The following is a 22,594-nucleotide window of genomic DNA, read 5'->3' on the forward strand; positions in this document are numbered from 1 at the left end:
GCGCCGAAAGCCGCCCGCGGGTCCAGGCGTTATGGGGGAGCTTATGCCTCGATATCAACGATCCGCCGTACGAGAAGGCTTCATCTCGTACGGCGGAATCGAAGAGTTACGTCATCTGCGCGGCTGGGCGTCGAGAACCTGCTGAAGCGCCTCGAACTCCTCGACACACTTGCCGGAGCCGAGCGCCACGCTGTCCAGCGGATCTTCCGCGATGTGGATCGGCATGCCCGTCTCACGGCGCAGCCGCTCGTCGAGGCCGCGCAGCAGGGCCCCGCCGCCGGTCAGCACGATGCCGCGGTCCATGACGTCACCGGAGAGCTCCGGCGGGCACTTGTCGAGGGTGGTCTTCACGGCGTCGACGATCGCGTTGACCGGTTCCTCGATGGCCTTGCGGACCTCGGCGGCGGAGATGACCACGGTCTTCGGCAGGCCGGACACCAGGTCGCGGCCGCGGATCTCGGTGTGCTCGTCGTTGTCGAGGTCGTACGCCGAGCCGATCGTGATCTTGATCTGCTCGGCCGTCCGCTCACCGAGAAGGAGGCTGTACTCCTTCTTGATGTGCTGGATGATCGCGTTGTCCAGTTCGTCGCCCGCGACGCGGATGGACTGCGCGGTCACGATGCCGCCGAGCGAGATGACCGCGACCTCCGTGGTGCCGCCGCCGATGTCCACCACCATGTTGCCCGTGGCCTCGTGGACCGGCAGGCCGGAGCCGATGGCCGCGGCCATGGGCTCCTCGATGATGTGCACCTGGCGGGCGCCGGCCTGCGAGGAGGCCTCGATGACGGCGCGGCGCTCGACTCCAGTGATGCCGGAGGGCACGCAGACGACGACACGGGGGCGGGCGAGGTAGCGCCGCTTGTGGATCTTCAGGATGAAGTAGCGGAGCATGCGCTCGGTGATCTCGAAGTCGGCGATCACGCCGTCCTTCAGCGGACGCACGGCGACGATGTTGCCCGGGGTCCGCCCGATCATCTTCTTCGCCTCCGCGCCGACCGCGAGGATGCCACCGGTGTTGGTGTTGATCGCGACGACGGACGGCTCGTTGAGTACGATCCCCCGACCCCTGACGTACACCAGCGTGTTGGCGGTCCCGAGGTCGACAGCCATGTCACGGCCGATGAACGACATTGAGTTCCCCATCAGGATTCGTCTGGCCTTCCCAAGTGGAGCGTTTGATGGCTTTTCAGGTCGGCGAGGGTGGGTGCTGTGACGTGAAGGCTCCATCGTAGACGCGCCTGCACGAGCACTGTGCGAGGGTCTTCGCCATTGTCAGCAGACGACGAGCCCTCTCGCTTGTGGAGACGGGCCATCGGGGGCATCCGTTCCCCCGATCGGCACCCATATGCCGCGGGACGGCCGAATTCTCACGGCCGTCCCCGGCCGAGGGCCCCGGTGAGGTGACGGGCCGTCAGGAGATAAATTTCTGGGCACTCCCCCGGCCCCCGGCCACGAGGCCCCTCACCTCACTGTGTGTGCGGCGACGCTCACGCGCGGCCGGGGAAGAAGATCTTCAGCTCGCGCTCGGCGGACTCCTCGGAGTCGGACGCGTGAATCAGGTTCTCCCGGACGATCACCCCGAAGTCGCCCCGGATGGAACCGGGCGCGGCGGCGACCGGGTCGGTCGGACCGGCGAGGGCGCGGACGCCCTCGATGACCCGCTCGCCCTCGACGACGAGGGCGACGACGGGGCCGGAGGCCATGAACGCGACGAGGGGCTCGTAGAAGGGCTTGCCCTTGTGCTCGCCGTAGTGCTGCTCCAGGGTGTCCTGGTCCAGCGTGCGCAGTTCCAGCGCGGTGATGCTCCAGCCGGCCTTGCGCTCGATACGGCTGATGATCTCGCCGGTCAGGCCGCGACGGACGGCGTCGGGCTTGAGCAGGACGAGGGTGCGCTGGCTCACTGTGGTGGCTCCTTCGGTCACATGGTGCGGAGGACCGAGGCTACAGGGCGTGTCCGGGCGGGCGTCACGCAGAGTCAGGTACCGGAGGTCCCGGCCGCGGATCCCGTCGCGGCGGCCGCCTCGGACATCGCCGCGAACCGGGCCTTCGCCTCGTCGATCTTGCGGCCGTAGTGCACCGACGCCCACCACAGGGCCGCGAAGACCGCGCCCATGAAGAACATGGCCGGCACAGCGAGACCCGAGGCGATCAGGGCGATCTGCAGGGCCCAGCCGAGCGCGACGCCGCCGGGGCGGGTGATCAGGCCGCACAGCACCAGGCACAGGAACATCGCGACACCGCTGACGGTCCAGACCGTGCCCATGGTGAGGTCCGGGTCCTTCATCGCGACCAGACCGGCGAAGCCGATGACGAAGAACTCGCCGATCAGGGTCGAGGCACAGAGCGTACGCACGGGTCAGCCCCTCCCCAGGAGCAGTCGGGACTCGCCCACGGTGATGACGGAGCCGGTGACGAGGACGCCGCCGCCCGCGTACTCGCCCTCCTCCTCGGCGAGCGTGATCGCGGCCTCCAGGGCGTCGTCGAGGCGCGGCTCGACCTGGACCCGGTCCTCGCCGAAGACGTCGACGGCGATCTGCGCCAGCTCGTCGGCGTCCATCGCGCGGTGACTGGAGTTCTGCGTCACGACGACCTCGGCGAAGATCGGTTCGAAGGCTTCCAGCAGCCCCCGTACGTTCTTGTCGGCGCTCGCGCCCACCACACCGATCAGCCGGCTGAAGTCGAAGACCTCGCGGACGGCCTCGGCGGTGGCCCGCGCCCCCGCCGGGTTGTGCGCGGCGTCCAGGACGACGGTCGGCGAGCGGCGTACGACCTCCAGACGGCCGGGCGAGGTGACCGCGGCGAACGCCTTGCGGACGGTGTCGATGTCGAGCCGCTCGGCGCGGGCGGCGCCCACGCCGAAGAACGCCTCGACCGCGGCGAGCGCCACCGCCGCGTTGTGCGCCTGGTAGGGGCCGTGCAGCGGGAGGAAGACCTCCTCGTACTCCCCGCCGAGGCCGCGCAGCGTCAGGACCTGGCCGCCCACGGCGACCTGCCGGGACACGACACCGAACTCCAGGCCCTCGCGGGCCACGGTCGCGTCGGCCTCGACGGCCTTCTTCAGCACCACCTGGGCCGCGTCCACCGGCTGCTGCGCCAGGATCACGGTCGCGCCCTGCTTGACGATGCCCGACTTCTCCACGGCGATCTCACCGGGGGTGGTGCCGAGCCGGTCCGTGTGGTCCAGGTCGATGGGGGTGAGCACGGCGACGTCGCCGTCCATGACGTTCGTCGCGTCCCAGCTGCCGCCCATGCCGACCTCGACGACGGCCACGTCGACGGGCGCGTCCGCGAAGGCCGCGAAGGCCATCCCGGTGAGCACCTCGAAGAAGGACAGCCGGTACTCCTGCTGGGCGTCGATCATCTCGACGTACGGCTTGATGTCGGTGTACGTCTCGATGAACCGCTCCGCCGACACCGGCGCGCCGTCCAGGCTGATGCGCTCGGTGACGGACTGGACGTGCGGCGAGGTGTAGCGGCCGGTGCGCAGCTCGAAGGCGCCGAGGAGGGCCTCGATCATGCGGGCCGTGGACGTCTTGCCGTTCGTCCCCGTGATGTGGATCGAGGGGTAGGCGCGCTGCGGCTCGCCGAGCAGATCCATCAGCGCGGCGATCCGGCTGACGGAGGGCTCCAGCTTGGTCTCGCCCCAGCGGCCGGCGAGCTCCGTCTCGACCTCGCGCAGCGCCTCGGCGACCTCGGGGTCGGCGGGGCGCGCGGGCACCTCGGCCTGCGGCGGGCCGCCCTGGGCGCGCAGGGTGCGGCTGCCGGCCTCGATCACGGCGAGGTCGGGGTCCCGGTCGGTCTCGTTCGCGACGAGTTCGTCGAAGGGGTCGAGCGGGTCGGGGTCGCTTGCGTCATGCGGGGGGAGCTGGCTCACGGGACCAGTCTACGGAGGGCCGGCGGGCCCCATGGGTTTTGCCCCCTCCGGCGGCCGGGGAGCGGGGCGCGGGCCCTGGTGCGGGGCGGCCGGACCGCGGGTGCGGGCAGGGCGAAGGGGTGGAGGCCCGCCGCGGGCGCGGCGGGCCTCCACCCCTGACGAAACGCCGGTCAGGCCTGCGGCAGCCGCTCCAGCTGGTCGGTGATGCGGGCGATGTCCTCGTCCGCCTTGGCGAGCCGGCCGCGGATCTTGTCGACCACGTGATCCGGTGCCTTCGCGAGGAACGCCTCGTTGCCGAGCTTGGCGTCGGCCTGCGCCTTCTCCTTCTCCGCCGACGCGAGGTCCTTGGCGAGCCGCTTCCGCTCGGCGGCGACGTCGATCGTCCCCGAGAGGTCGAGCGCCACCGTGGCACCGCCGACCGGCAGGGTCGCGGTCGCGGTGAAGCCCTCGCCCTCCGGCTGGAGCCGCAGCAGCTGCCGGATGGCCGCCTCGTGCGGTGCCAGCGCCGTACCGTCCAGGGTGAGCCGGGCGGGGACGCGCTGGCCGGGCTGCAGGCCCTGGTCGGCGCGGAAACGGCGGACCTCGGTGATGACCTGCTGCAGCGTCCCGATCTCCCGCTCCGCACCGGCGTCACGGAAACCGCTGTCGGACGGCCACTCGGCGACGACGACCGACTCGCCGCCCGTGAGCGTGGTCCACAGGGTCTCCGTCACGAACGGCACGACCGGGTGCAGCAGCCGCAGCGTGACGTCCAGGACCTCGCCGAGGACGCGCCCGGAGACCTTCGCCGGCTCGCCTCCGCCCATGAACGTCGTCTTGGACAGTTCGAGGTACCAGTCGAAGACCTCGTCCCAGGCGAAGTGGAACAGGGCGTCGGACAGCTTCGCGAACTGGTAGTCGTCGTAGAGCGCGTCGACCTCGGCGACCGTGGCGTTCAGCCGGGACAGGATCCAGCGGTCGGTGGCCGACAGCTTCTCGGCGGGCGGCAGTTCGCCCTCGACGGTCGCGCCGTTCATCAGCGCGAACCGGGTGGCGTTCCAGACCTTGTTGGCGAAGTTCCGGGAGCCCTGGACCCAGTCCTCGCCGATCGGCACGTCGACGCCGGGGTTGGCGCCGCGCGCGAGCGTGAACCGCAGCGCGTCGGAGCCGTACTTGTCCATCCAGTCCAGCGGGTTGACCGCGTTGCCGAAGGACTTCGACATCTTCTTGCCGAACTGGTCGCGGACCATGCCGTGCAGGGCGATGGTGTGGAACGGCGGGGTGCCGTCCATCGCGTACAGGCCGAACATCATCATCCGGGCGACCCAGAAGAAGAGGATGTCGTAGCCGGTGACCAGGACCGAGTTCGGGTAGAACTTCGCGAGGCTCTCGGTCTGTTCGGGCCAGCCGAGCGTGGAGAACGGCCACAGGCCGGAGGAGAACCAGGTGTCCAGGACGTCGGTGTCCTGGCGCCAGCCCTCGCCGGTGGGCGCCTCGTCGTCGGGGCCGACACAGACGACCTCGCCTTCGGGGCCGTACCAGACGGGGATGCGGTGGCCCCACCACAACTGCCGCGAGATGCACCAGTCGTGCAGGTTGTCGACCCAGTCGAAGTACCGCTTCTCCATCTCCTGCGGGTGGATCTTGACCCGGCCGTCGCGGACGGCGTCGCCCGCGGCCTTCGCCAGCGGGCCGACCTTGACCCACCACTGCATGGACAGGCGCGGCTCGATGGTGGTGCTGCACCGCGAGCAGTGGCCGACGGAGTGGACGTAGGGGCGCTTCTCGGCGACGATCCGGCCCTCGGCGCGCAGCGCGGCGACGATGGCGGAGCGGGCCTCGAGGCGGTCCAGGCCCTGGAAGGGGCCGTGCGCGGTGATGACGGCGTGCTCGTCCATCACGGCGATGGACGGCAGGTCGTGGCGCTGGCCGATCTCGAAGTCGTTCGGGTCGTGGGCCGGGGTCACCTTGACGGCGCCGGTGCCGAACTCGGGGTCGACGTGCTCGTCGGCGACGACCGGGATGGAGCGGTCGGTCAGCGGCAGCTTGATGAGCTTGCCGACGAGGTGCCTGTAGCGCTCGTCCTCGGGGTGGACGGCGACGGCGGTGTCGCCGAGCATCGTCTCGGCGCGGGTGGTGGCGACGACGATGGTGTCCTCGCCCTCGCCGTACTTCATGGAGACGAGTTCGCCGTCGTCGTCCTGGTAGTTGACCTCGATGTCGGAGATCGCGGTCAGGCAGCGCGGGCACCAGTTGATGATGCGCTCGGCGCGGTAGATCAGCTCGTCGTCGTAGAGCCGCTTGAAGATGGTCTGGACGGCCTGGGAGAGCCCTTCGTCCATGGTGAAGCGCTCACGGGACCAGGCGACGCCGTCGCCGAGGCGGCGCATCTGCCCGGAGATCTGGCCGCCCGACTCGCCCTTCCACTGCCAGACGCGCTCGACGAACGCCTCCCGGCCCAGGTCGTGGCGGGACTTGCCCTCCTTGGCCAGCTCCCTCTCGACGACGTTCTGCGTGGCGATGCCGGCGTGGTCCATGCCCGGCTGCCACAGCGTCTCGTACCCCTGCATGCGCTTGCGGCGGGTCAGGGCGTCGATGAGGGTGTGCTCGAAGGCGTGCCCCAGGTGGAGGCTGCCCGTGACGTTCGGCGGCGGGATGACGACGGTGTACGGCGGCTTCTCGCTCTTCGCGTCGGCCTCGAAGTAACCCCGTTCCACCCAGCGCTCGTACAGCGGCCCCTCTACCTCGGCCGGCGCGTACTGGGTCGGCAGTTCGGGAGTGGACGCTGATGGCGGCTGCTGAGAGTTCTCGGTCACGCGCTCAGTTTAGAGGTGTCACGGGGCCGTCCCGAAACGCGTTTGTTCGGTAACGGTGCGACCCCGGGTAGCCCCGGCCGTCGGTGCGTACGCCAGGATGTTCGTAACGCATAAGCATCTGGAGGGGAACCCAGGAATGAGTCACAACCAGCCGGGCCCGTACGGCGGGCAGCCCCAGCAGCCCGGACCGTACGGTCAGCCGGGCCCCTACGGCCAGCAGCCGCAGGCCCCTCAGCCCGGCTACGGCGGTCAGCAGCCGCCGGCCCCCCAGCCCGGTTACGGCTACCCGCAGCAGGCTCCGCCGGCCCAGCCCGGCTACGGCTACCCGCAGCAGGCCCCTCAGGGCGTCCCGCCCCAGCAGCCCCCGTACGGCCAGCAGCCCTACGGCGCCGTCCCGCAGCCGCCCGCCCCGGGCGGCGGCAAGAAGAAGACGGGCCTGATCATCGGCGCCGTGGCGGTCGTCGCGGCGATCGCGGTCGGCGCGTACTTCGTCCTCGGCGGCAGCGGCGGCGGCTCCGACATCGCGGACGACGGCCCCCACAAGCTCACGACGCCGGAGACGGTGCTGGGCGAGTACAAGAAGGCCGACGACGCCGACAGCGGCGGCTTCGACGAGAGCGACATCAAGGACGCCGAGAAGCACGGCGTCAAGAACGCCAAGGATGTGCACGCCGGGTACCAGACCGGGGACGAGAGCAACCCGCTTGCCTTGAGGGCCATCAACTTCATGGGCGTGTACGGCGACATCGACGACCCCGAGTCGGTCGTCGATGCCATGTTCGCCGAGATGAAGAAGGAGTCGGGCAAGGACTCGGACTCGGGCGAGGTCGTGGGCAGCCCGAAGGCCTTCGAGCCCAGCTCTCTCGACGGGGCTGTCCTCAAGTGCCAGGAGACGAAGTTCAAGGGTGACTCGTCGTCGAGCGGCTCGTCCTCCGGCCCCAAGGAGATCAGCGTCCCCATCTGCATCTGGGGTGACCACAGCACCCTCGGCGTCGTCATCTCCGTCGACATGGCCAACGCCATGGCCGGTAAGGACGCCGACCTGAGCAGCGCGGCCGACATGACGGCCAAGTTCCGCAAGGAAGTCCGCGTCAAGGCCTGACGTCGTTCACCACGGCAGGATCTCGAACCATGGGGCTCGGCCAGTTGGCCGAGCCCCATTTCGCCTGCGCCCGTCCGGCGCAGGTCACTGCCTCCGAGTCGAGCTCTCAGGCACGTTGGCAAGCCGCGGTGGCATGCGACGGCTTCACTCTGATGTTCTCCAGTGCCATGACGCAGAATGGATTCGGCGCATCAGCCCCGATCGGCGTGTATATGGCACGGTAGCTACATGCGGCCTTCACCTTGGGGCCAACGGCATACCCCTTGCTGCCGATGTAGTTCGCGCACGCGCTCTGACTGGCACTGGCCGGCGTGGCCGTCACGAGTGGCACGACGCCCACGGCCGCGACCACACTTGCTGTCGCCACGATTCTCTTGATCTTCTGCGCCTTCACGCATGCCTCCCGTTTCATTGCATCAGCCACTCGAACGAGTAGCTGATCAGGTCGGCTTCATAAGATCACAGAGAACGATCAGCATTCTCGGCGTCACTCGAGACTGGCGCGAAGTCGTCGCGGCCGGATGCCGAAGATCGAGAAACCGAATGCCGGCATCCCTACCGACAGACGGGGGCGCCCGGCGAGATTGATTTCGCCGGGCGCCCCCGTGTGTCCGTAGCGGCGGTTACGCCGTCTTCTGCTCGCCCGAGCCTCGGCCGCGGGCGTCCCTCGGGATCAGGGTGGGGTTCACGTTGGACAGGACGACGTCCGCCGTGATGACGACGCGGGCCACGTCCTTGCGGGACGGGACCTCGTACATCACCGCCTGGAGGACCTCCTCCATGATGGCGCGCAGGCCGCGGGCGCCGGTCTGGCGGAGGATGGCCTGGTCGGCGATGGCCTCCAGGGCCTCGCGCTCGAAGTCCAGCTCGACGCCGTCGAGTTCGAACAGGCGCTGGTACTGCTTGACCAGGGCGTTGCGCGGCTCGACGAGGATCTGCAGGAGCGCCTCGCGGTCCAGGTTGTGCACGGAGGTGATGACGGGCAGACGGCCGATGAACTCGGGGATCATGCCGAACTTGACCAGGTCCTCCGGCATGACCGCCTCGAACTGGTCCTTCGACTCGATCTCCCGCTTGGAGCGGATCGTCGCGCCGAAGCCGATGCCCTTCGCACCGGCCCGGGACTCGATGATCTTCTCCAGGCCCGCGAAGGCGCCGCCCACGATGAACAGGACGTTCGTCGTGTCGATCTGGATGAACTCCTGGTGCGGGTGCTTGCGGCCGCCCTGCGGCGGGACCGAGGCCGTGGTGCCCTCGAGGATCTTCAGCAGGGCCTGCTGGACGCCCTCGCCCGACACGTCGCGCGTGATCGACGGGTTCTCGCTCTTGCGGGCCACCTTGTCGATCTCGTCGATGTAGATGATGCCCGTCTCGGCCTTCTTGACGTCGTAGTCAGCGGCCTGGATGAGCTTCAGCAAGATGTTCTCGACGTCCTCGCCGACGTACCCCGCCTCGGTGAGCGCCGTGGCGTCCGCGATGGCGAACGGCACGTTCAGCATCCGGGCCAGGGTCTGCGCGAGGAGGGTCTTGCCGGAGCCCGTGGGGCCCAGCAGCAGGATGTTCGACTTCGCCAGCTCGATGGCGTCCTCGCGGCCCTGCCCTCCGCCGTTCTCACCGGCCTGGACGCGCTTGTAGTGGTTGTACACCGCGACCGACAGGGCCTTCTTCGCGGGCTCCTGCCCGACCACGTAGCCCTCGAGGAACTCGTAGATCTCGCGGGGCTTCGGGAGCTCCTCCCAGCGGACCTCGCTCGTCTCCGCGAGTTCTTCCTCGATGATCTCGTTGCAGAGGTCGATGCACTCGTCGCAGATGTACACACCGGGGCCTGCGATGAGCTTCTTGACCTGCTTCTGGCTCTTGCCACAGAACGAGCACTTGAGCAGATCGCCGCCGTCACCGATGCGTGCCACGGTGTGCTTCCCCTTCGCCTGGGAGACGCCTAGGTCCAGCGGCTCCTGGTGCTGCCTTATGTCCGACGGTACCTTGCCGAGCCCCCCGTTCGGGCCCCCCTTGGCGCGGTTCACTTTGTCGTGGACCGCGCCAAGGGGGCCGCGGACGAGCGGCAGACGATACAGCGGTCGTCAGACGACAGCGGAATTGTTCAACTTGCGGGTGGAGATGATCTGGTCGACCAGGCCGTACTGGAGCGCGTCCTCGGCCGTGAGGATCTTGTCGCGCTCGATGTCCTCGCGGATCTGCTCGATCGGTGTGGTCGAGTGCTTGGCCAGCATCTCTTCCAGCTGCGCACGCATCCGGAGGATCTCGTTCGCCGCGATCTCGAGGTCGGAGACCTGGCCCCGGCCGGTCTCGCTGTAGGGCTGGTGGATCAGGACACGCGCGTTCGGAAGGGCCATGCGCTTGCCCGGCGTGCCGGCGGCCAGGAGGATCGCCGCGGCCGAGGCCGCCTGACCCATGCAGACCGTCTGGATGTCCGGCTTCACGAACTGCATCGTGTCGTAGATCGCGGTGAGCGCCGTGAAGGAGCCGCCGGGGCTGTTGATGTAGACCGAGATGTCACGGTCGGGGTCCATCGACTCCAGGCACAGCAGCTGCGCCATGACGTCGTTGGCGGAGGCGTCGTCGATCTGCACGCCGAGGAAGATCACGCGCTCCTCGAAGAGCTTCGCGTACGGGTCGTACTCGCGCACACCCTGCGAGGTGCGCTCGACGAAGCGCGGGATGACGTAGCGGGACTCGGCGCGAGGACCGGTGTACTCGGCCTGCGCACGGCCGAGGAGGCCGCTGCCGGGGAAGTCGTTCACTGTGTGTCTCCTGATAAGCCTGAAAGGGGCCGAGGCGGTCGGCTGGGGTGCTTGAGCGCGTACGCCGGCGTGCGGCCGGCCCGTGCTGCTAAGCGGCCCCGGTACCGCCGCCGCCCGGCATACCGGCAGCGGTGGGCATGATGTCGTCGATGAGGCCGTACTCCTTGGCCTCGATCGGGTCGAACCAGCGGTCGCGGTCCGAGTCGATGGTGACCTGCTCCACCGTCTGGCCGGTGTGGAAGGCGGTCAGCTCCGCCATCCGCTTCTTGGTGTGCAGCAGCCGCTCGGCGTGGATCTTGATGTCCGAGGCGGAACCGGCGAGGCCGGCCGAGGGCTGGTGGATCAGGATCTCGGCGTTCGGCAGCGCGAAGCGCTTGCCGGGGGTGCCGGCGCTGAGCAGGAACTGGCCCATCGAGGCCGCCATGCCCATGGCGATGGTCACCACGTCGTTCTTGATGTACTGCATGGTGTCGTAGATCGCCATACCGGCCGTGATCGAACCGCCGGGGCTGTTGATGTAGAGGTAGATGTCCTTGTCCGGGTCTGAGGCAAGGAGCAGCAGCTGTGCGGTGATCTTGTTCGCGATGTCGTCGTCGACCGGCTGGCCGAGGAAGATGATCCGCTCGTTGAGCAGCCGGTTGTAGACCTGGTCGCCGAGGCCACCACCGATGGAGGGCTCGCCGGCGGCGGAGGGCATCAGATTCGTCACGTATCCACCTGCTCGTCTTACGACGGCGCCGGGCCGTCTCACGTCTTCTGCTGGGGCGTGGGACCCCGGTACGCACCGCTGGGGGCGGCTTCGGGGACTCCCCTGCCCTCGTATTCATGGACCCTAACGCGCGGGTGTCTCCGGGGAATCCCGCAGAGGGAACTGTTCGCTGTGAGCGCATGCGCTGCGCTGGGCTTTAGGGGTGAGGGGGCGGGGGCGGGGGCCTGCCCCCTGTGGGCGGGGGCGGGCCCGGGGGTCCCCCGCGGGGGCGGGGCGAGCCCTTCTGGGGGGGTGCGGGACTTCGCGTGGTTTCCCGCGTCTCCCCGCGTCCCCCCGGGGGGCCTTCTTGCGGGGGAGCCGGGTGCGGGTGGGTGGGGGTTGAGCGCGCCGTTCCGAGAGGCGCCCCTGAGGGGCGCCTCTCGTCGTTCGCCGGGTGCGGGTGGGTGGGGGCTGGGCGCGCCGTTCCCCGCGCCCCTGAGGGTGCCTCTCGCCGTTCGGCGGGTGCGGGGTGGCCGGGGGGCGGGCGTGCCGTTCCCCGCGCCCCTGAGGGGCGTCTACTGGCCGTGTCGGCGGGTGCGGGGTCGCCGAGGCCGGGCACGGCGTTTCTCCGTGGCCGCGGTGGGGCGGCTTGTGGGTGGGAACGGGGACGGGCCCCGGGCCGCCTTTCGGCGGTCCGGGGCCCGGTCGTGGTGCGGGGAGCGGAGGCTCAGGCCTCCGGCTTCTCCTCGGCGGGGGTCTCGGTCGCCGCCTCGACGGCCTCGGCCGTCTCGGGGGTCTCCTCGTCCTCGTCGTCGTCCAGGTCGACGACCTCGCCGTTGGTGTCCTTGACCGTGGCGGCCTCGACGACGACCGCGAGGGCCTTGCCGCGGGCGACCTCGCCGACGAGCATCGGGACCTGGCCGCCCTCGACGACCGCCTGGGCGAACTGGTCGGGGGACATGCCGGAGGAGGCCGCGCGCCGCATGAGGTGCTCGGTGAGCTCCTCCTGGTTGACGTTGAGCTTCTCCTTGTTGACGAGCTCGTCGAGGACGAACTGCGTCTTGATGCCCTTGACCGCGGCTTCCTTGGTCTCGGCGTCGAACTCCTCGACCGTCTTGCCCTGGATCTCGAGGTACTTCTCGAGGTCGAGGCCCATCTGGCCGAGCTGGTGGTGCTCGAGGTTGTGCTTACGGGTGTTGATCTCGTCCTCGAGCAGCTTCTCGGGGACCGGGACCTCGACCAGCTCGAGCAGCTTCTCCAGGACGCGCTCCTGGGCCTGCGTGGCCTGGTCGTACTGCTTCATGTTCTCGAGGCGCTTGCGGCTGTCCGCGCGCAGCTCCTCCAGGGTGTCGAACTCGGAGGCGAGCTGGGCGAAGTCGTCGTCCAGCCCGGGCAGCTCGCGCGCGGCGACCTGGGTGACCTTGACGGTGACCTCGGCCTCCTTGCCGGCCGCCGAGCCGCCCTTGAGCTCGGAGGTGAAGGTGGCCTCGCCACCGGCCTCCACGCCCGTCACGGCGGCGTCGACGCCGTCGAGCAGCTCGCCCGAGCCGATGGTGTAGGAGACGCCGGAGGCGACTCCGTCCTCGAGGACCTCGCCGTCGACCTTGGCCTCCAGGTCGAGGGTGACGACGTCGCCGTCCTGGGCGGCACGCTCGACCGGGGAGGTCGAGGCGAAGCGCTCACGGAGCTCCTCGACGGCCTTGTCGACGTCCTCGTCGCTGACCGAGACGGCGTCGACCTCGACCTCGATGCCGGAGTAGTCCGGGATCTCGATGGACGGGCGGACGTCGACCTCGGCGGTGAAGTTCAGCGTCTCGCCGTCCTTCAGCTCGGTGATGTCGACCTCGGGCTGGCCGAGGACGTTCAGCTCAGCCTCGTTGACCGCTTCGGTGTAGAACTTCGGGAGCGCGTCGTTGACGGCCTCTTCGAGCACGGCGCCGCGACCGAACCGCTGGTCGATGACGCGCGCCGGGATCTTGCCCTTCCGGAAGCCCTTCACCGTGACCTGCTGGTTGATCTTCTTGTACGCCGCGTCGAGGCTGTCCTTGAGCTCCTCGAAGGGCACCTCGACAGTGAGCCGAACCCGAGTCGGGTTCAGGGTCTCCACGGCGCTCTTCACGGTTCGGTCTCCTTGTGGCTGACTGCTTGGGGTTCTGCCCAGGTGTTCTGCCCGGCCGGGCAGTCCTTCGGCGGATTCGCGGCCCCTGAGAGACGTGGGAGTGCAGACACACGGGCGCGCAGTCTGCATAGTAGCCGCAGGTGGTACACGCCCCAAAAGGCGATCTTCGGACCCGCGCATTCCCGGCGGTGCTCCGGGCAGGACGATGCCGGTCACAGGACCGTGCTGGTCGGGGTGGCGGGATTTGAACCCACGGCCTTCCGCTCCCAAAGCGGACGCGCTACCAAGCTGCGCCACACCCCGTCGGTGCGACACGTAGGGTACATGCCCCCGGACTGTGCGGCCGCCCCGCTTTCACGGGCGCGCGCGAGCGCGGGACCGGCGCGTACAGAGCACCGGGACCGGCGTGCACGGCGCACCGCGACCGGCGTGCCGGGACCGGCGCGTACGGCGCACGTGAGCGGCACGGATGGCGGCGGCCGGGGCGGCGCGGGCAACGGGTGTGCGGCGAGGGGGTGCGACCCGCTACGATGCCTCCTGTGCCGCGGTCACTGACCTGCGGCGCGACCTGTGCGGGCGTAGCTCAATGGTAGAGCCCTAGTCTTCCAAACTAGCTACGCGGGTTCGATTCCCGTCGCCCGCTCCACACGGCTCAGGGCCAGGCCGGAGGATCATTCCTCCGCCTGGCCCTGATGCGTTCCCCCCCGGGCGCGGGCGCGCGGCGCGCCGGCGGTGCCGGTCCGGTTCCGGCGGACGGGAGGGCCGGCGAGCGGGCCGGCGGCCCGGGCGGTCAGAAGCTGATCTGGTTGATCGTCTCGGCCAACGAGTTGAGGAACCGGTTGATGGACGGGGCCATGCCGGTCGACGCCAGGAAGAAGCCGAAGAGCACCGCCACGACGGCGGGACCCGGCTTGATCGATCCCCCTCGGAGCAACACCACCAGGATGATCGCCAACAGCAGCACCACTGACAGCGAAATGGCCACAACTGATCACACCCTACGGTCGGTCCACTCTCCCGGCCCGGGGATGCAGCCCCTCGCACCCCCGCCAGAACCATCGTGCCACCAACAGGGCTCCCGTATGCGGCGCGTGACACATCATCGGTCACGCGCGCATCCGGTCCGCCCGGCCGCACCGCCTCGGCGCGGGCGAACGGCCGGTCCCCGCACAGCAATTCGAGGGTGTACCCGCACAGCGAATTCAGACTGATCGTTTCCATGCCCACACATCCTGTTCGCAGGTAATTCGAATTGTTGCGACAGGCACATCGCAGGATGTGAACAGACTCCCGCCGAAGCGCGTAACCGACCGTCGAAGACAGGCGGAAGCGGACAATCCACTGGAGTCGCCCGCGAGTGTTATGCACCTTTTAGTCGGGATGTATCCGGACGTAACGCCCTCTGATGGCATGACGACCAACGTGCGGATCAGCAGGTGCACTTCGTCAAATCCGGGGTAGACGCAGGCGATAACCATGAATCCAGAAGAGGGTTTTACGGAATCCCACAGATAACGCTAGGGTGCCTGAGATGTTTCACGCTGCCTCGTCCCCCGCAAGCGCAGCGAGGTCACGGTCCGTCTTGCCGAGGTCCTGGTGGGAGGGTCCGTGACGAACTCGTTGCGACCGTACGGTCAACACAAAGCGCCGCTCCCTCCGGTCCAGCCGCCGGCGGAGGGAGTGCCGAGCCCGCGCCCGCCGCAGTCGTCCCCCGAGACCTCGGGCGCCTCGTCGCCCGGTGCCGGCCGGGCCGCACCGCGCGACGCGTTCTTCGACAACGCGAAGTACCTGGCGATCGTGCTCGTCGCGATGGGCCACGCCTGGGAGCCGCTGACCGACTACAGCCGCAGCGCCGAGGCGCTGTACATGGTCGTCTACACCTTCCACATGCCGGCGTTCATCGTCATCTCCGGCTACTTCTCCCGCAGCTTCGACATGCGGCCCGACCGGCTCAGACGACTGGTGACCGGCGTCGCCGTCCCCTATGTGGTCTTCGAGGTCGCGTACTCCCTCTTCAAGCGGTGGGCCGACGACGATCCGTCCCACCCGATCAGCCTGCTCGACCCCTGGTATCTCACCTGGTTCCTGGTCGCACTGTTCATATGGCGGCTGACCACCCCGCTGTGGAAGATCGTGCGGCGGCCGGTCCCGCTCGCCCTCGCGATCGCCGTGCTGGCCACGGTCTCCCCGGACATCGGTGACGACCTCGATCTGCAACGGGTCCTGCAGTTCCTGCCGTTCTTCGTCGTCGGCCTGGTCCTGAAGCCGGAGCACTTCCAGCTGGTCCGGCGCCGTGAGGTGCGGATCCTGTCGGTCCCGGTCTTCGCGGCCGCCCTGGCCGTGGCCTACTGGGCCGCCCCGCGGATGGCGTCGACCTGGTTCTACCACCGGGACAGCACCCAGGAGCTGGGGCATCCGTGGTGGACCGGCGTGGTGATGACGCTCGCCCTCTTCGGCTGCTCCATGGTGCTCACGGCCTGCTTCTTCGCCTGGGTACCGCGCCGCAGGACGTGGTTCACGGTGCTGGGCGCGGGCACGCTGTACGGCTATCTGCTGCACGGCTTCGTCGCCAAGGGCTCCCGCATCTGGGGCTGGTACGACACCTACACGTGGCTGCACCACCCGCTCGGCGAGGTCTTCCTGACCGTCTTCGCGGCGGCGCTCATCACCGCGCTGTGCACCCCGCCGGTCCAGCGCCTCTTCCGCTTCGCGATGGAGCCGAAGATGGAGTGGGCCTTCAAGCGGGACGCCGCCGAGCTCGCCCGCGAGCGGTCGCGGGCCGAGTCCCGCGAGCGGGCGAGGGCCTGAGCCCCGGACCGGGAAGAGAACGGGAACGAGGACGAGGCGGCGCGGGGACACGAGGACGCGTACGGACACGAGGGCGCGGGCCGGGAGAACCGGTCCGCGCCCTCGTGTCCGCGCTCACACGGTCCCGAGGCCCAGCAGCGCCCGCATGGTGGCGTACTTCTTGGTGAGCCGCGCGCGGGTGTGCTCGTCGAGTACGGCCAGCCGGGCCGGGTCGGCGTTGTGCGCGAGGTCCGCCTTCTTGACCAGGAGCGCACCCGGCGTCGCGAGTATCCGTCCCGCGTACGCCTCCGGGGTCTCCCCCGCCCGCTTGGTGACCGCCCGTACGACGTCCTTCGTACAGGGGGTCAGCGGGGCCTCGCGGAGCCAGTCCTCGGTGAGCGCCTCGTCCTCGACCGCGTCGTGCAGCCAGGCCGCCGCGACGAGTTCGTCGTCGCCTCCCCCGGCGCGCACCCCGTCCGCCACCGCCCGCAGGTGCTCGGCGTACGGACGGCCCGCCTTGTCGGTCTGGCCGGCGTGCGCCGCGCGGGCCACGGCCTCGACCTCGGTGAGGGACAGGAGCAGGAGCGGCGGCGGCGTCTCGTGCGCATCGTCGTGTGTCATGGGTCGAGTGTGCCCCCGCGGGGCGCCGGCACCTCTACCTCCGGCGGAAGGCGCCCGGCGTCCGGAGGCCCGGCGTCCGGAGGCTCAGCGTCCGGCCGAAGGCGCTCGGCCTTCGTCCGAAGGCACTCAGCGTCCGGCCGATGGCCCCTCGCGGCATATCAGCAGCAGGGCTCTGTCGTCGTTCACGTCCTTGGCGACCGCTTCGATGAGGTGCCAGGCGGCGCCCTGGAAGCCGCCGGCGACATAGCGGTCGGCCTCGCCGGTGAGCCGGTCCATGCCCTCGACTATGTCCCGGTCGGACGTCTCCACCAGACCGTCCGTGAACAGCATCAGCACGTCACCGGGGCGCAGCACCCCCTTCACGGGGTCGAACTGGGCGCCGTCGTACACCCCGAGGAGCGGGCCCTCCGCGACCTTCTCCTCCCAGCGGCCGCTGCCCGCGCTGAGCTGGAGCCCCGGCGGGTGCCCGGCGGAGAACAGCTCGTAGTCCCCCGACTCCAGGTCGAGCACCAGGTGGATCGAGGTGGCGAAACCCTCGTCCCAGTCCTGGCGCAGCAGATAGCCGTTCGCGGCGGGCAGGAACGCGTGCGGGGGCAGTGAGCCCAGCAGTCCGCCGAACGCGCCCGACAGCAGCAGCGCGCGCGAGCCGGCGTCCATGCCCTTGCCGGAGACATCCGTGAGCACGACCTCCAGGGTCCGTCCCCCGTTGGTGCGGGCCGCCACCACGAAGTCCCCCGAGAACGACTGCCCTCCGGCAGGGCGCAGCGCCATCTCCCGGTGCCAGCCCACCGGCAGCTTGGGGAGTTTGCTCTGCACCCGGATGCGTTCACGCAGGTCGAACAGCATGGTGCCGCCGCGCCGCCAGGGCACGCCGACCCGGCTGCGGAACTGTGCGATGAGCAGGCCGAAGAGACCGCAGGCCGCGACGACGAGGACGACGCCGGGGGTGACCCGGGAGGGGCCCTCCGTGTACGGGCCGAGCCGCACGGACTCGACTATCAGCGCGGTGGCCGCGGCCGCGTAGAGGCCGAGCAGGCTGGAGGGCCGCAGCAGCAGGCCGCCCGCGACGATCGGCAGGACCAGGGCGGCGGGCGCGCACCAGACGGAGTTGACGAGCGTGGTGGAGGCGATCAGCGGGACGGTGAGCAGGAGACCGGCCAGGGCGACCCAGTCGGAGCCGTCCCCGCGGAAGTAGTCCACGGCGGATCTGCGCAGCCCTGTGCGGGCCCGGTGCCACTGCTTCCTCAACCGGGCCGTGAACGTATCGGCCGCCGCGCGCCGCTCTCGTCCTGCTGCCATTGTTCGGGACCCTATCCATCGGACCAGGTGCTTGGCACGGGAGGTCCCACTTGTCCCCCTTCCGAGGGCGCACGTCACAGGTTCGAACCCCCGGCGTCCAGGGAGAAATTCCCTGGCTCGCGCCCTGGCACCCTGGTAGGGATGGGCACATGACGACTGAGGTGCGGGTACTGCGGCAGAGCGAGTGGAACGCGTGGTACGACACCCTGCTCCGCGCGTTCGGCGGGCTTCCGGAGACCGCCGAGGAGCGCGAGCTGTGGGACTCGCTCACAGAGTACGACCGTTGTCTGGGTGCTTGGGAGGGTGACAGCTGTGTGGGGACCGCGGGGGCGTTCCGCTTCCGGCTGACCGTGCCCGGCGGGGCGGCGGTGCCCACGGCGGGCGTCACCATGGTCGGCGTCGCCGCGACCCATCGGCGGCGCGGGGTACTGACGTCCCTGATGCGGCGGCAGCTCGAGGACGTCCGCTCATGGGGTGAGCCGCTGGCCGCGCTGACGGCGTCGGAGCCGGTGATCTACGGCCGGTTCGGGTACGGCATCGGCACCCTCCATCTGAGCGCGGAGATCGACACCGTCCGGGTCGGCCTGTCCGTCCCGTCCGGTACCGACGACGTACGTCTGCGCTACGCCGATCCGGCCGCCGTGCTCGACGCGTGCGAGGCCGTGTACGCGCGCCGGGTGCCCGGCCGTCCGGGGATGCCGGAGCGCGGGCCGGGCTGGGAGCGGTTCGCGCTGCTGGACCCGGAGCGCAACCGCGACGGGGCGTCTGCGCTGCAGTGCGTGGTCGCCGAGCGGGACGAGGAGGTCGTCGGTTACGCCCGGTTCCGCGTCAAGCCGGAGTGGGACGCGGCGGGCCCGAAGGGGACGGTGGTCCTCGTCGACCTGGAGGCGCTCGACCCGGCGGCGCACGCGGCGTTGTGGCGGTTCCTCTTCGACATCGACCTGACCTCGCGGCTCGTCGCCCGCGGGCGGCCCATGGACGAGGCGTGGCAGCACTGGGTGTCCGACATCCGCCGGTGCGCGCCGCGGGTCCGGGACTCGCTGCACGTCCGGCTGGTCGACGTCGGCGGGGCGCTTCAGGCGCGGACGTACCAGGCGCCGGTGGACGTGGTGTTCGACGTCGAGGACGCCTTCTGTCCCTGGAACGAGGGGCGTTGGCGGCTCACGGGCGACGCGAAGGGCGCGGCCTGCGAGCGCACCGACGACGCGCCCGATCTCGCGCTTTCCGTGCGGGAGTTGGGAGCGGCGTATCTCGGGGGCGTGTCCCTGGTGTCGCTCGCGGCGGCCGGACGGGTGCGGGAGGTGCGGCGGGGAGCGCTGGCGGAGGCGTCGGCGGCCTTCCTGTCGCCGGTGGCGCCGTGGCTGCCGCACGGGTTCTAGACCGGCAGGCTCGGGGCAGGGGGCGTACGCGCGACGGGTGTGTTCAGGTCCGCTGGCAGTCCGGGCACCAGAACAGGTTGCGGGCGGCGAGGGGGGCCGTGCGGATCGCCGCGCCGCAGAGGTGGCAGGGCAGGTTCGCCCTCCGGTAGACGTAGACCTCGCCGCCGTGGTCGTCGACGCGCGGCGGGCGGCCCATCGCCTCGGGGGTGTGCTCGGGGCGGACCGTGTCGATGCGGTTGTCGCGGACGCCGTCGCGCATCAGGCCGACGAGGTCGGCCCAGATCGCGTCCCACTCGGCGGGCGTGATGTCACGCCCCGCGCGGTACGGGTCGATGCCGTGCCGGAAGAGGACCTCGGCACGGTAGACGTTGCCGACACCCGCGACGACCTTCTGGTCCATCAGCAGCGCGGCGATCGTCGTACGGCTGCGGGAGATCCTGCGGTACGCGGCCGAGGGGCCGGCGTCGGGGCGGAGCGGGTCGGGTCCCAGCCGGTCGTGTATCGCCTGCTTCTCGGCGTCCGTGATCAGTGCGCAGGTGGTGGGGCCGCGCAGGTCCACGTACGAGGTGCCGTTGGCCAGCCGGAGGCGGACGGTGTCCGTGGGCGGCGGGGCGGGGGCGTCACCGAAGGCCACCTTGCCGAAGAGGCCGAGGTGGATGTGGACCCAGTCGGCGGGGCGGAAGCGGAGGAAGAGGTGCTTGCCGTGGGCTTCCGCGTCGGTGAGGGCGTGGCCGTCGAGCTGGGCGGCGGCCGGGGCGAACCTGCCCTGGGGGCTGGTGACGCGGGCGGGGCCCCGGGGTGTCCCGAACCTGGCCCGGTAGTCCTGGGCCAGGCGGTGGATGGTGTGCCCCTCGGGCACGGTGCCTCCTGCTGTTGCCTCCCAGGGGCGCAGCGGGCTCCTCGCCCCCTCCGCCCCTTCCCGTTCCGTCTCCCGGGGCTCCCGCCCCGGTCCCCGCTCCTCAGACGCCGGAGGGGTCGAAGGACCTAGGGCCTCTCGTTTGGATCACGCCGGGCTCGCGGGGTCCGGTCCCAACGAAAGACCCTAGGACTGCGGGTGGTGCGGCGGGATCGGGGGGAGCTCTCGGGTGGTCTCGTAGTCCGACAGCATGTCGATGCGGCGGATGTGGCGCTCGTCGCCCGAGAACGGGGTCGTGAGGAAGGTCTCGACGAACTTGGTCGCCTCGTCCTGGGTGTGCATCCGGGCGCCCACGGCCACGACGTTCGCGTCGTTGTGCTCGCGGCCGAGGGCCGCGGTCTGCTCGCTCCAGGCGAGGGCCGCGCGGACGCCGGCCACCTTGTTCGCGGCGATCTGCTCGCCGTTGCCCGAGCCGCCGATCACGATGCCGAGGGACCCCGGATCGGCCGCCGTGCGCTCCGCGGCGCGCAGGCAGAACGGCGGGTAGTCGTCCAGGGCGTCGTAGATGTGGGGCCCGCAGTCGACGGGCTCGTGGCCTGCGGACTTGAGCCACTCGACGAGGTGGGTCTTGAGTTCGAGACCGGCATGATCGGAGCCGAGGTACACGCGCATGGTCCGAGTGTGACACGGCTGTCACGGATCGGCTCCGCCGGGTGCCCTCTCGCCCGCGGCGCGAGCCGGGCCATGGAATGTCAGGTAAGTCCCGGTGGATCGTGCGCATGCGAAGGCCCGCGAGTCTCCTTGCCTGAGATCCGCGGGCCAGGTGCATGCCGCTTCTTCCGGGTCACGCGGTCGGTGTCCGGGCCGCGCGTTCGGGCCCGGACCCGGTGTCACTTCTTTCCGGCGAACTTCCAGGCGGTGGGGAGCGCGCCCATCGCCAGGGCGGCCTTCAGCGCGTCGCCGATCAGGAACGGGGTGAGGCCGGCCGCGATGGCCTCGGTGAACGACATGCCGGTGGCAGCGGCCAGGTAGGGCACGCCGACCGCGTAGATGACCGCCTCGCCCAGCAGCATCGCGCCCGCCGTGCGCAGTACGGAGCGGTCGGCACCCCGGCGGGCGAGGGCGCCCACGAGGGTGGCGGCCAGCAGCATGCCGAGGACGTAGCCGAAGGACGGGGCGGCCGCGCCGGAGCCGCCGCCCGCGAACCACGGCACGCCGGCCATGCCGACGAGCGCGTACACGGCGAGGGAGAGGAAGCCGCGTCCGGCGCCCAGCGCGGTGCCGACCAGGAGCGCGGCGAACGTCTGACCGGTCACCGGCACGGGGGAGCCCGGCACGGGCACCGAGAGCTGGGCGGCGAGCCCGGTGAGCGCGGCGCCGCCGAGCACGAGCGCGACGTCACGGACGCGGGACGCGGGGAGCAGGTCGGCGAGGACCTCGCCGGGGCGGGAGGTGACGGCAGCGGTGCTCATGGGGACTCCGGCGAGTGCGGGTGTCCCCCTTGCTCCTGAGGAGCCCGGGGGAAGACGGTTCGGGACACGGCGACGCTATCCCAGCGCCCGGCCGGTGATCACCGTCAGCGCTCGACAAAGCGGGGATCTCGGCCTTGGTGCGCTTCTTACAAACACGGGCCCTTACACCCGGAGCGGCGTGACGCTGATCACGGAGGTGGGATCGCATCACGGGCCGCCTTCCGCAGCCGAAGGAGGACGCCAGAGCTGTAGGTTCCCGCCAACAGGTCCGGCGCGGTACAGGCGAAACAATCCGGAAACGTGGAATGCGTTGACAGCGTTCGGGCGCGACGGTGAACATTGTTTCCATGAACAGCGCGCAGCTTTTCCTCCCGGTGATCCGGTCGCGGCAGTGCCGCGACCTGGAGACCGGCCGCGCGCTGTCGCCTCCGCGGCGCATTCCGCTGACGAAGTGCCGTGTCATCGACCTGATGCGGGTCGGACACACCCTCTGTCGCTAGTCACCGCGGCGCCCTCCCGGGAGTCGTCGGACAGCCTGCGGGGACCGTGACCGGCACTCCGTCACCAGCGCCGGCCGGCAGACCGTCACCAGCGCCTGGACGGACGCCGGTTGCCGCCGGACGAGCCCGTGGGGCCCGCGTCGCGCCGACGCGCTGAGGCCTTCCGGTGCGTCTCCGGTTGACCGGGTCCGGCTTCCGCCCGCCTCCAGCTGCTCGCCCTCATTCACGGCACAGCGCCACCGGCTCTCCCTTTCCGCCTTTCCGCCTTTCCGCCTTTCTGCCTTTCTGCCTTTCTGCCTTTCTGCCTTTCTGTCTTTCTGCCTTTCGGTTCAGCGAATTC

20 protein-coding genes and 2 tRNA genes are annotated in these 22,594 nt (G+C 70.2%); 5 read left to right on the forward strand and 17 right to left on the reverse strand.

What is annotated here, in order from left to right:
* Positions 1-111: 111 nt before the first annotated feature.
* The 5 genes from ACFY93_RS08735 to ACFY93_RS08755 form a co-directional block, all read right to left on the reverse strand.
* Entirely contained in the window at positions 112-1,131 is a 1,020-nt protein-coding gene (locus ACFY93_RS08735; RefSeq protein WP_037747701.1) for a rod shape-determining protein, read from the reverse strand.
* A 356-nt stretch (positions 1,132-1,487) separates the two neighbouring features.
* Positions 1,488-1,901 carry a nucleoside-diphosphate kinase gene (gene ndk, locus ACFY93_RS08740; protein ID WP_391354992.1) on the reverse strand — a complete coding sequence of 138 codons (414 nt, stop codon included), beginning with the start codon at positions 1,899-1,901 and terminating at the stop codon, positions 1,488-1,490.
* A 74-nt stretch (positions 1,902-1,975) separates the two neighbouring features.
* On the reverse strand, positions 1,976-2,353 hold the full coding sequence (locus ACFY93_RS08745) for a DUF4233 domain-containing protein (RefSeq protein WP_391354994.1): 378 nt from the start codon (positions 2,351-2,353) through the stop codon (positions 1,976-1,978).
* Positions 2,354-2,356: 3 nt separating this feature from the next.
* Positions 2,357-3,874, reverse strand: coding sequence for a glutamate ligase domain-containing protein (locus ACFY93_RS08750; protein WP_391354997.1), 1,518 nt, complete (start codon positions 3,872-3,874; stop codon positions 2,357-2,359).
* A 170-nt stretch (positions 3,875-4,044) separates the two neighbouring features.
* Positions 4,045-6,669: a valine--tRNA ligase gene (locus tag ACFY93_RS08755; RefSeq protein WP_391355001.1), complete on the reverse strand. Its 2,625-nt coding sequence runs from the start codon at positions 6,667-6,669 to the stop codon at positions 4,045-4,047.
* 136 nt (positions 6,670-6,805) lie between these two features.
* On the opposite strand from ACFY93_RS08755, the gene ACFY93_RS08760 reads away from it, so the two are divergent.
* Complete coding sequence (locus ACFY93_RS08760; protein WP_391355003.1) at positions 6,806-7,771, forward strand: hypothetical protein; 966 nt, start codon at positions 6,806-6,808, stop codon at positions 7,769-7,771.
* Positions 7,772-7,877: 106 nt separating this feature from the next.
* Here the strand turns inward: ACFY93_RS08760 and ACFY93_RS08765 are convergent, their stop codons facing one another.
* From ACFY93_RS08765 to ACFY93_RS08790, 6 genes are all read right to left on the reverse strand, one after another.
* A complete protein-coding gene (locus tag ACFY93_RS08765; protein WP_391355006.1) occupies positions 7,878-8,165 on the reverse strand; it encodes a hypothetical protein in 288 nt (95 codons plus the stop codon).
* Between the two features lie 229 nt (positions 8,166-8,394).
* Entirely contained in the window at positions 8,395-9,681 is a 1,287-nt protein-coding gene (gene clpX / locus ACFY93_RS08770) for an ATP-dependent Clp protease ATP-binding subunit ClpX (protein WP_391355008.1), read from the reverse strand.
* A gap of 171 nt (positions 9,682-9,852) precedes the next feature.
* Complete coding sequence (locus tag ACFY93_RS08775; RefSeq protein ID WP_391355011.1) at positions 9,853-10,533, reverse strand: ATP-dependent Clp protease proteolytic subunit; 681 nt, start codon at positions 10,531-10,533, stop codon at positions 9,853-9,855.
* 88 nt (positions 10,534-10,621) lie between these two features.
* Entirely contained in the window at positions 10,622-11,230 is a 609-nt protein-coding gene (locus ACFY93_RS08780) for an ATP-dependent Clp protease proteolytic subunit (RefSeq protein ID WP_391355491.1), read from the reverse strand.
* Between the two features lie 718 nt (positions 11,231-11,948).
* The gene (gene tig / locus ACFY93_RS08785) at positions 11,949-13,340 is read right to left on the reverse strand and encodes a trigger factor (protein ID WP_391355014.1); all 1,392 of its coding nucleotides are present in this window, start codon (positions 13,338-13,340) and stop codon (positions 11,949-11,951) included.
* A gap of 226 nt (positions 13,341-13,566) precedes the next feature.
* A tRNA-Pro gene (locus tag ACFY93_RS08790) sits at positions 13,567-13,643 on the reverse strand.
* A gap of 269 nt (positions 13,644-13,912) precedes the next feature.
* Between ACFY93_RS08790 and ACFY93_RS08795 the strand changes: the two genes are divergently transcribed.
* Positions 13,913-13,986: transfer RNA gene (locus tag ACFY93_RS08795), tRNA-Gly, on the forward strand.
* Between the two features lie 144 nt (positions 13,987-14,130).
* Here the strand turns inward: ACFY93_RS08795 and ACFY93_RS08800 are convergent.
* Complete coding sequence (locus tag ACFY93_RS08800) at positions 14,131-14,325, reverse strand: hypothetical protein (protein ID WP_391355017.1); 195 nt, start codon at positions 14,323-14,325, stop codon at positions 14,131-14,133.
* Between the two features lie 623 nt (positions 14,326-14,948).
* Between ACFY93_RS08800 and ACFY93_RS08805 the strand changes: the two genes are divergently transcribed.
* Positions 14,949-16,148: an acyltransferase family protein gene (locus ACFY93_RS08805; RefSeq protein ID WP_391355020.1), complete on the forward strand. Its 1,200-nt coding sequence runs from the start codon at positions 14,949-14,951 to the stop codon at positions 16,146-16,148.
* A 114-nt stretch (positions 16,149-16,262) separates the two neighbouring features.
* On the opposite strand, the gene ACFY93_RS08810 is transcribed toward ACFY93_RS08805, so the two are convergent.
* A complete protein-coding gene (locus ACFY93_RS08810) occupies positions 16,263-16,748 on the reverse strand; it encodes an HD domain-containing protein (RefSeq protein ID WP_391355022.1) in 486 nt (161 codons plus the stop codon).
* 126 nt (positions 16,749-16,874) lie between these two features.
* Positions 16,875-18,047, reverse strand: coding sequence for a SpoIIE family protein phosphatase (locus ACFY93_RS08815; RefSeq protein WP_391355024.1), 1,173 nt, complete (start codon positions 18,045-18,047; stop codon positions 16,875-16,877).
* Between the two features lie 149 nt (positions 18,048-18,196).
* On the opposite strand from ACFY93_RS08815, the gene ACFY93_RS08820 reads away from it, so the two are divergent.
* A complete protein-coding gene (locus ACFY93_RS08820; protein WP_391355027.1) occupies positions 18,197-19,426 on the forward strand; it encodes a GNAT family N-acetyltransferase in 1,230 nt (409 codons plus the stop codon).
* A gap of 43 nt (positions 19,427-19,469) precedes the next feature.
* Here ACFY93_RS08820 and ACFY93_RS08825 read toward each other — a convergent pair whose 3' ends face one another.
* The 3 genes from ACFY93_RS08825 to ACFY93_RS08835 form a co-directional block, all read right to left on the reverse strand.
* Positions 19,470-20,285, reverse strand: a complete 816-nt coding sequence (locus tag ACFY93_RS08825) for a DNA-formamidopyrimidine glycosylase family protein (RefSeq protein ID WP_391355029.1) — start codon at positions 20,283-20,285, stop codon at positions 19,470-19,472.
* A 183-nt stretch (positions 20,286-20,468) separates the two neighbouring features.
* Positions 20,469-20,954 (reverse strand): ribose-5-phosphate isomerase, encoded by a 486-nt coding sequence (locus ACFY93_RS08830; protein WP_391355031.1) that lies wholly within the window; start codon positions 20,952-20,954, stop codon positions 20,469-20,471.
* A gap of 218 nt (positions 20,955-21,172) precedes the next feature.
* The gene (locus tag ACFY93_RS08835; protein WP_391355034.1) at positions 21,173-21,754 is read right to left on the reverse strand and encodes a biotin transporter BioY; all 582 of its coding nucleotides are present in this window, start codon (positions 21,752-21,754) and stop codon (positions 21,173-21,175) included.
* 347 nt (positions 21,755-22,101) lie between these two features.
* On the opposite strand from ACFY93_RS08835, the gene ACFY93_RS08840 reads away from it, so the two are divergent.
* Positions 22,102-22,254 carry a hypothetical protein gene (locus ACFY93_RS08840; RefSeq protein ID WP_391355036.1) on the forward strand — a complete coding sequence of 51 codons (153 nt, stop codon included), beginning with the start codon at positions 22,102-22,104 and terminating at the stop codon, positions 22,252-22,254.
* Positions 22,255-22,594 lie beyond the last annotated feature (340 nt).

Origin of the sequence: Streptomyces sp. NPDC008313, from assembly GCF_042956125.1 — a bacterium.
GTDB lineage: Bacteria > Actinomycetota > Actinomycetes > Streptomycetales > Streptomycetaceae > Streptomyces.

Bases quoted from the DNA above. Each gene is read 5' to 3' on its own strand.
- ACFY93_RS08735 (WP_037747701.1), bottom strand. From the start codon at position 1,131: ATGTCGTTCATCGGCCGTGACATGGCTGTCGACCTCGGGACCGCCAAC.
- ACFY93_RS08760 (WP_391355003.1), top strand. From the start codon at position 6,806: ATGAGTCACAACCAGCCGGGCCCGTACGGCGGGCAGCCCCAGCAGCCC.
- ACFY93_RS08780 (WP_391355491.1), bottom strand. From the start codon at position 11,230: ATGCCCTCCGCCGCCGGCGAGCCCTCCATCGGTGGTGGCCTCGGCGAC.
- ACFY93_RS08810 (WP_391355022.1), bottom strand. From the start codon at position 16,748: ATGACACACGACGATGCGCACGAGACGCCGCCGCCGCTCCTGCTCCTG.
- ACFY93_RS08815 (WP_391355024.1), bottom strand. From the start codon at position 18,047: ATGGCAGCAGGACGAGAGCGGCGCGCGGCGGCCGATACGTTCACGGCC.
- ACFY93_RS08820 (WP_391355027.1), top strand. From the start codon at position 18,197: ATGACGACTGAGGTGCGGGTACTGCGGCAGAGCGAGTGGAACGCGTGG.
- ACFY93_RS08830 (WP_391355031.1), bottom strand. From the start codon at position 20,954: ATGCGCGTGTACCTCGGCTCCGATCATGCCGGTCTCGAACTCAAGACC.
- ACFY93_RS08835 (WP_391355034.1), bottom strand. From the start codon at position 21,754: ATGAGCACCGCTGCCGTCACCTCCCGCCCCGGCGAGGTCCTCGCCGAC.
- ACFY93_RS08840 (WP_391355036.1), top strand. From the start codon at position 22,102: ATGAACAGCGCGCAGCTTTTCCTCCCGGTGATCCGGTCGCGGCAGTGC.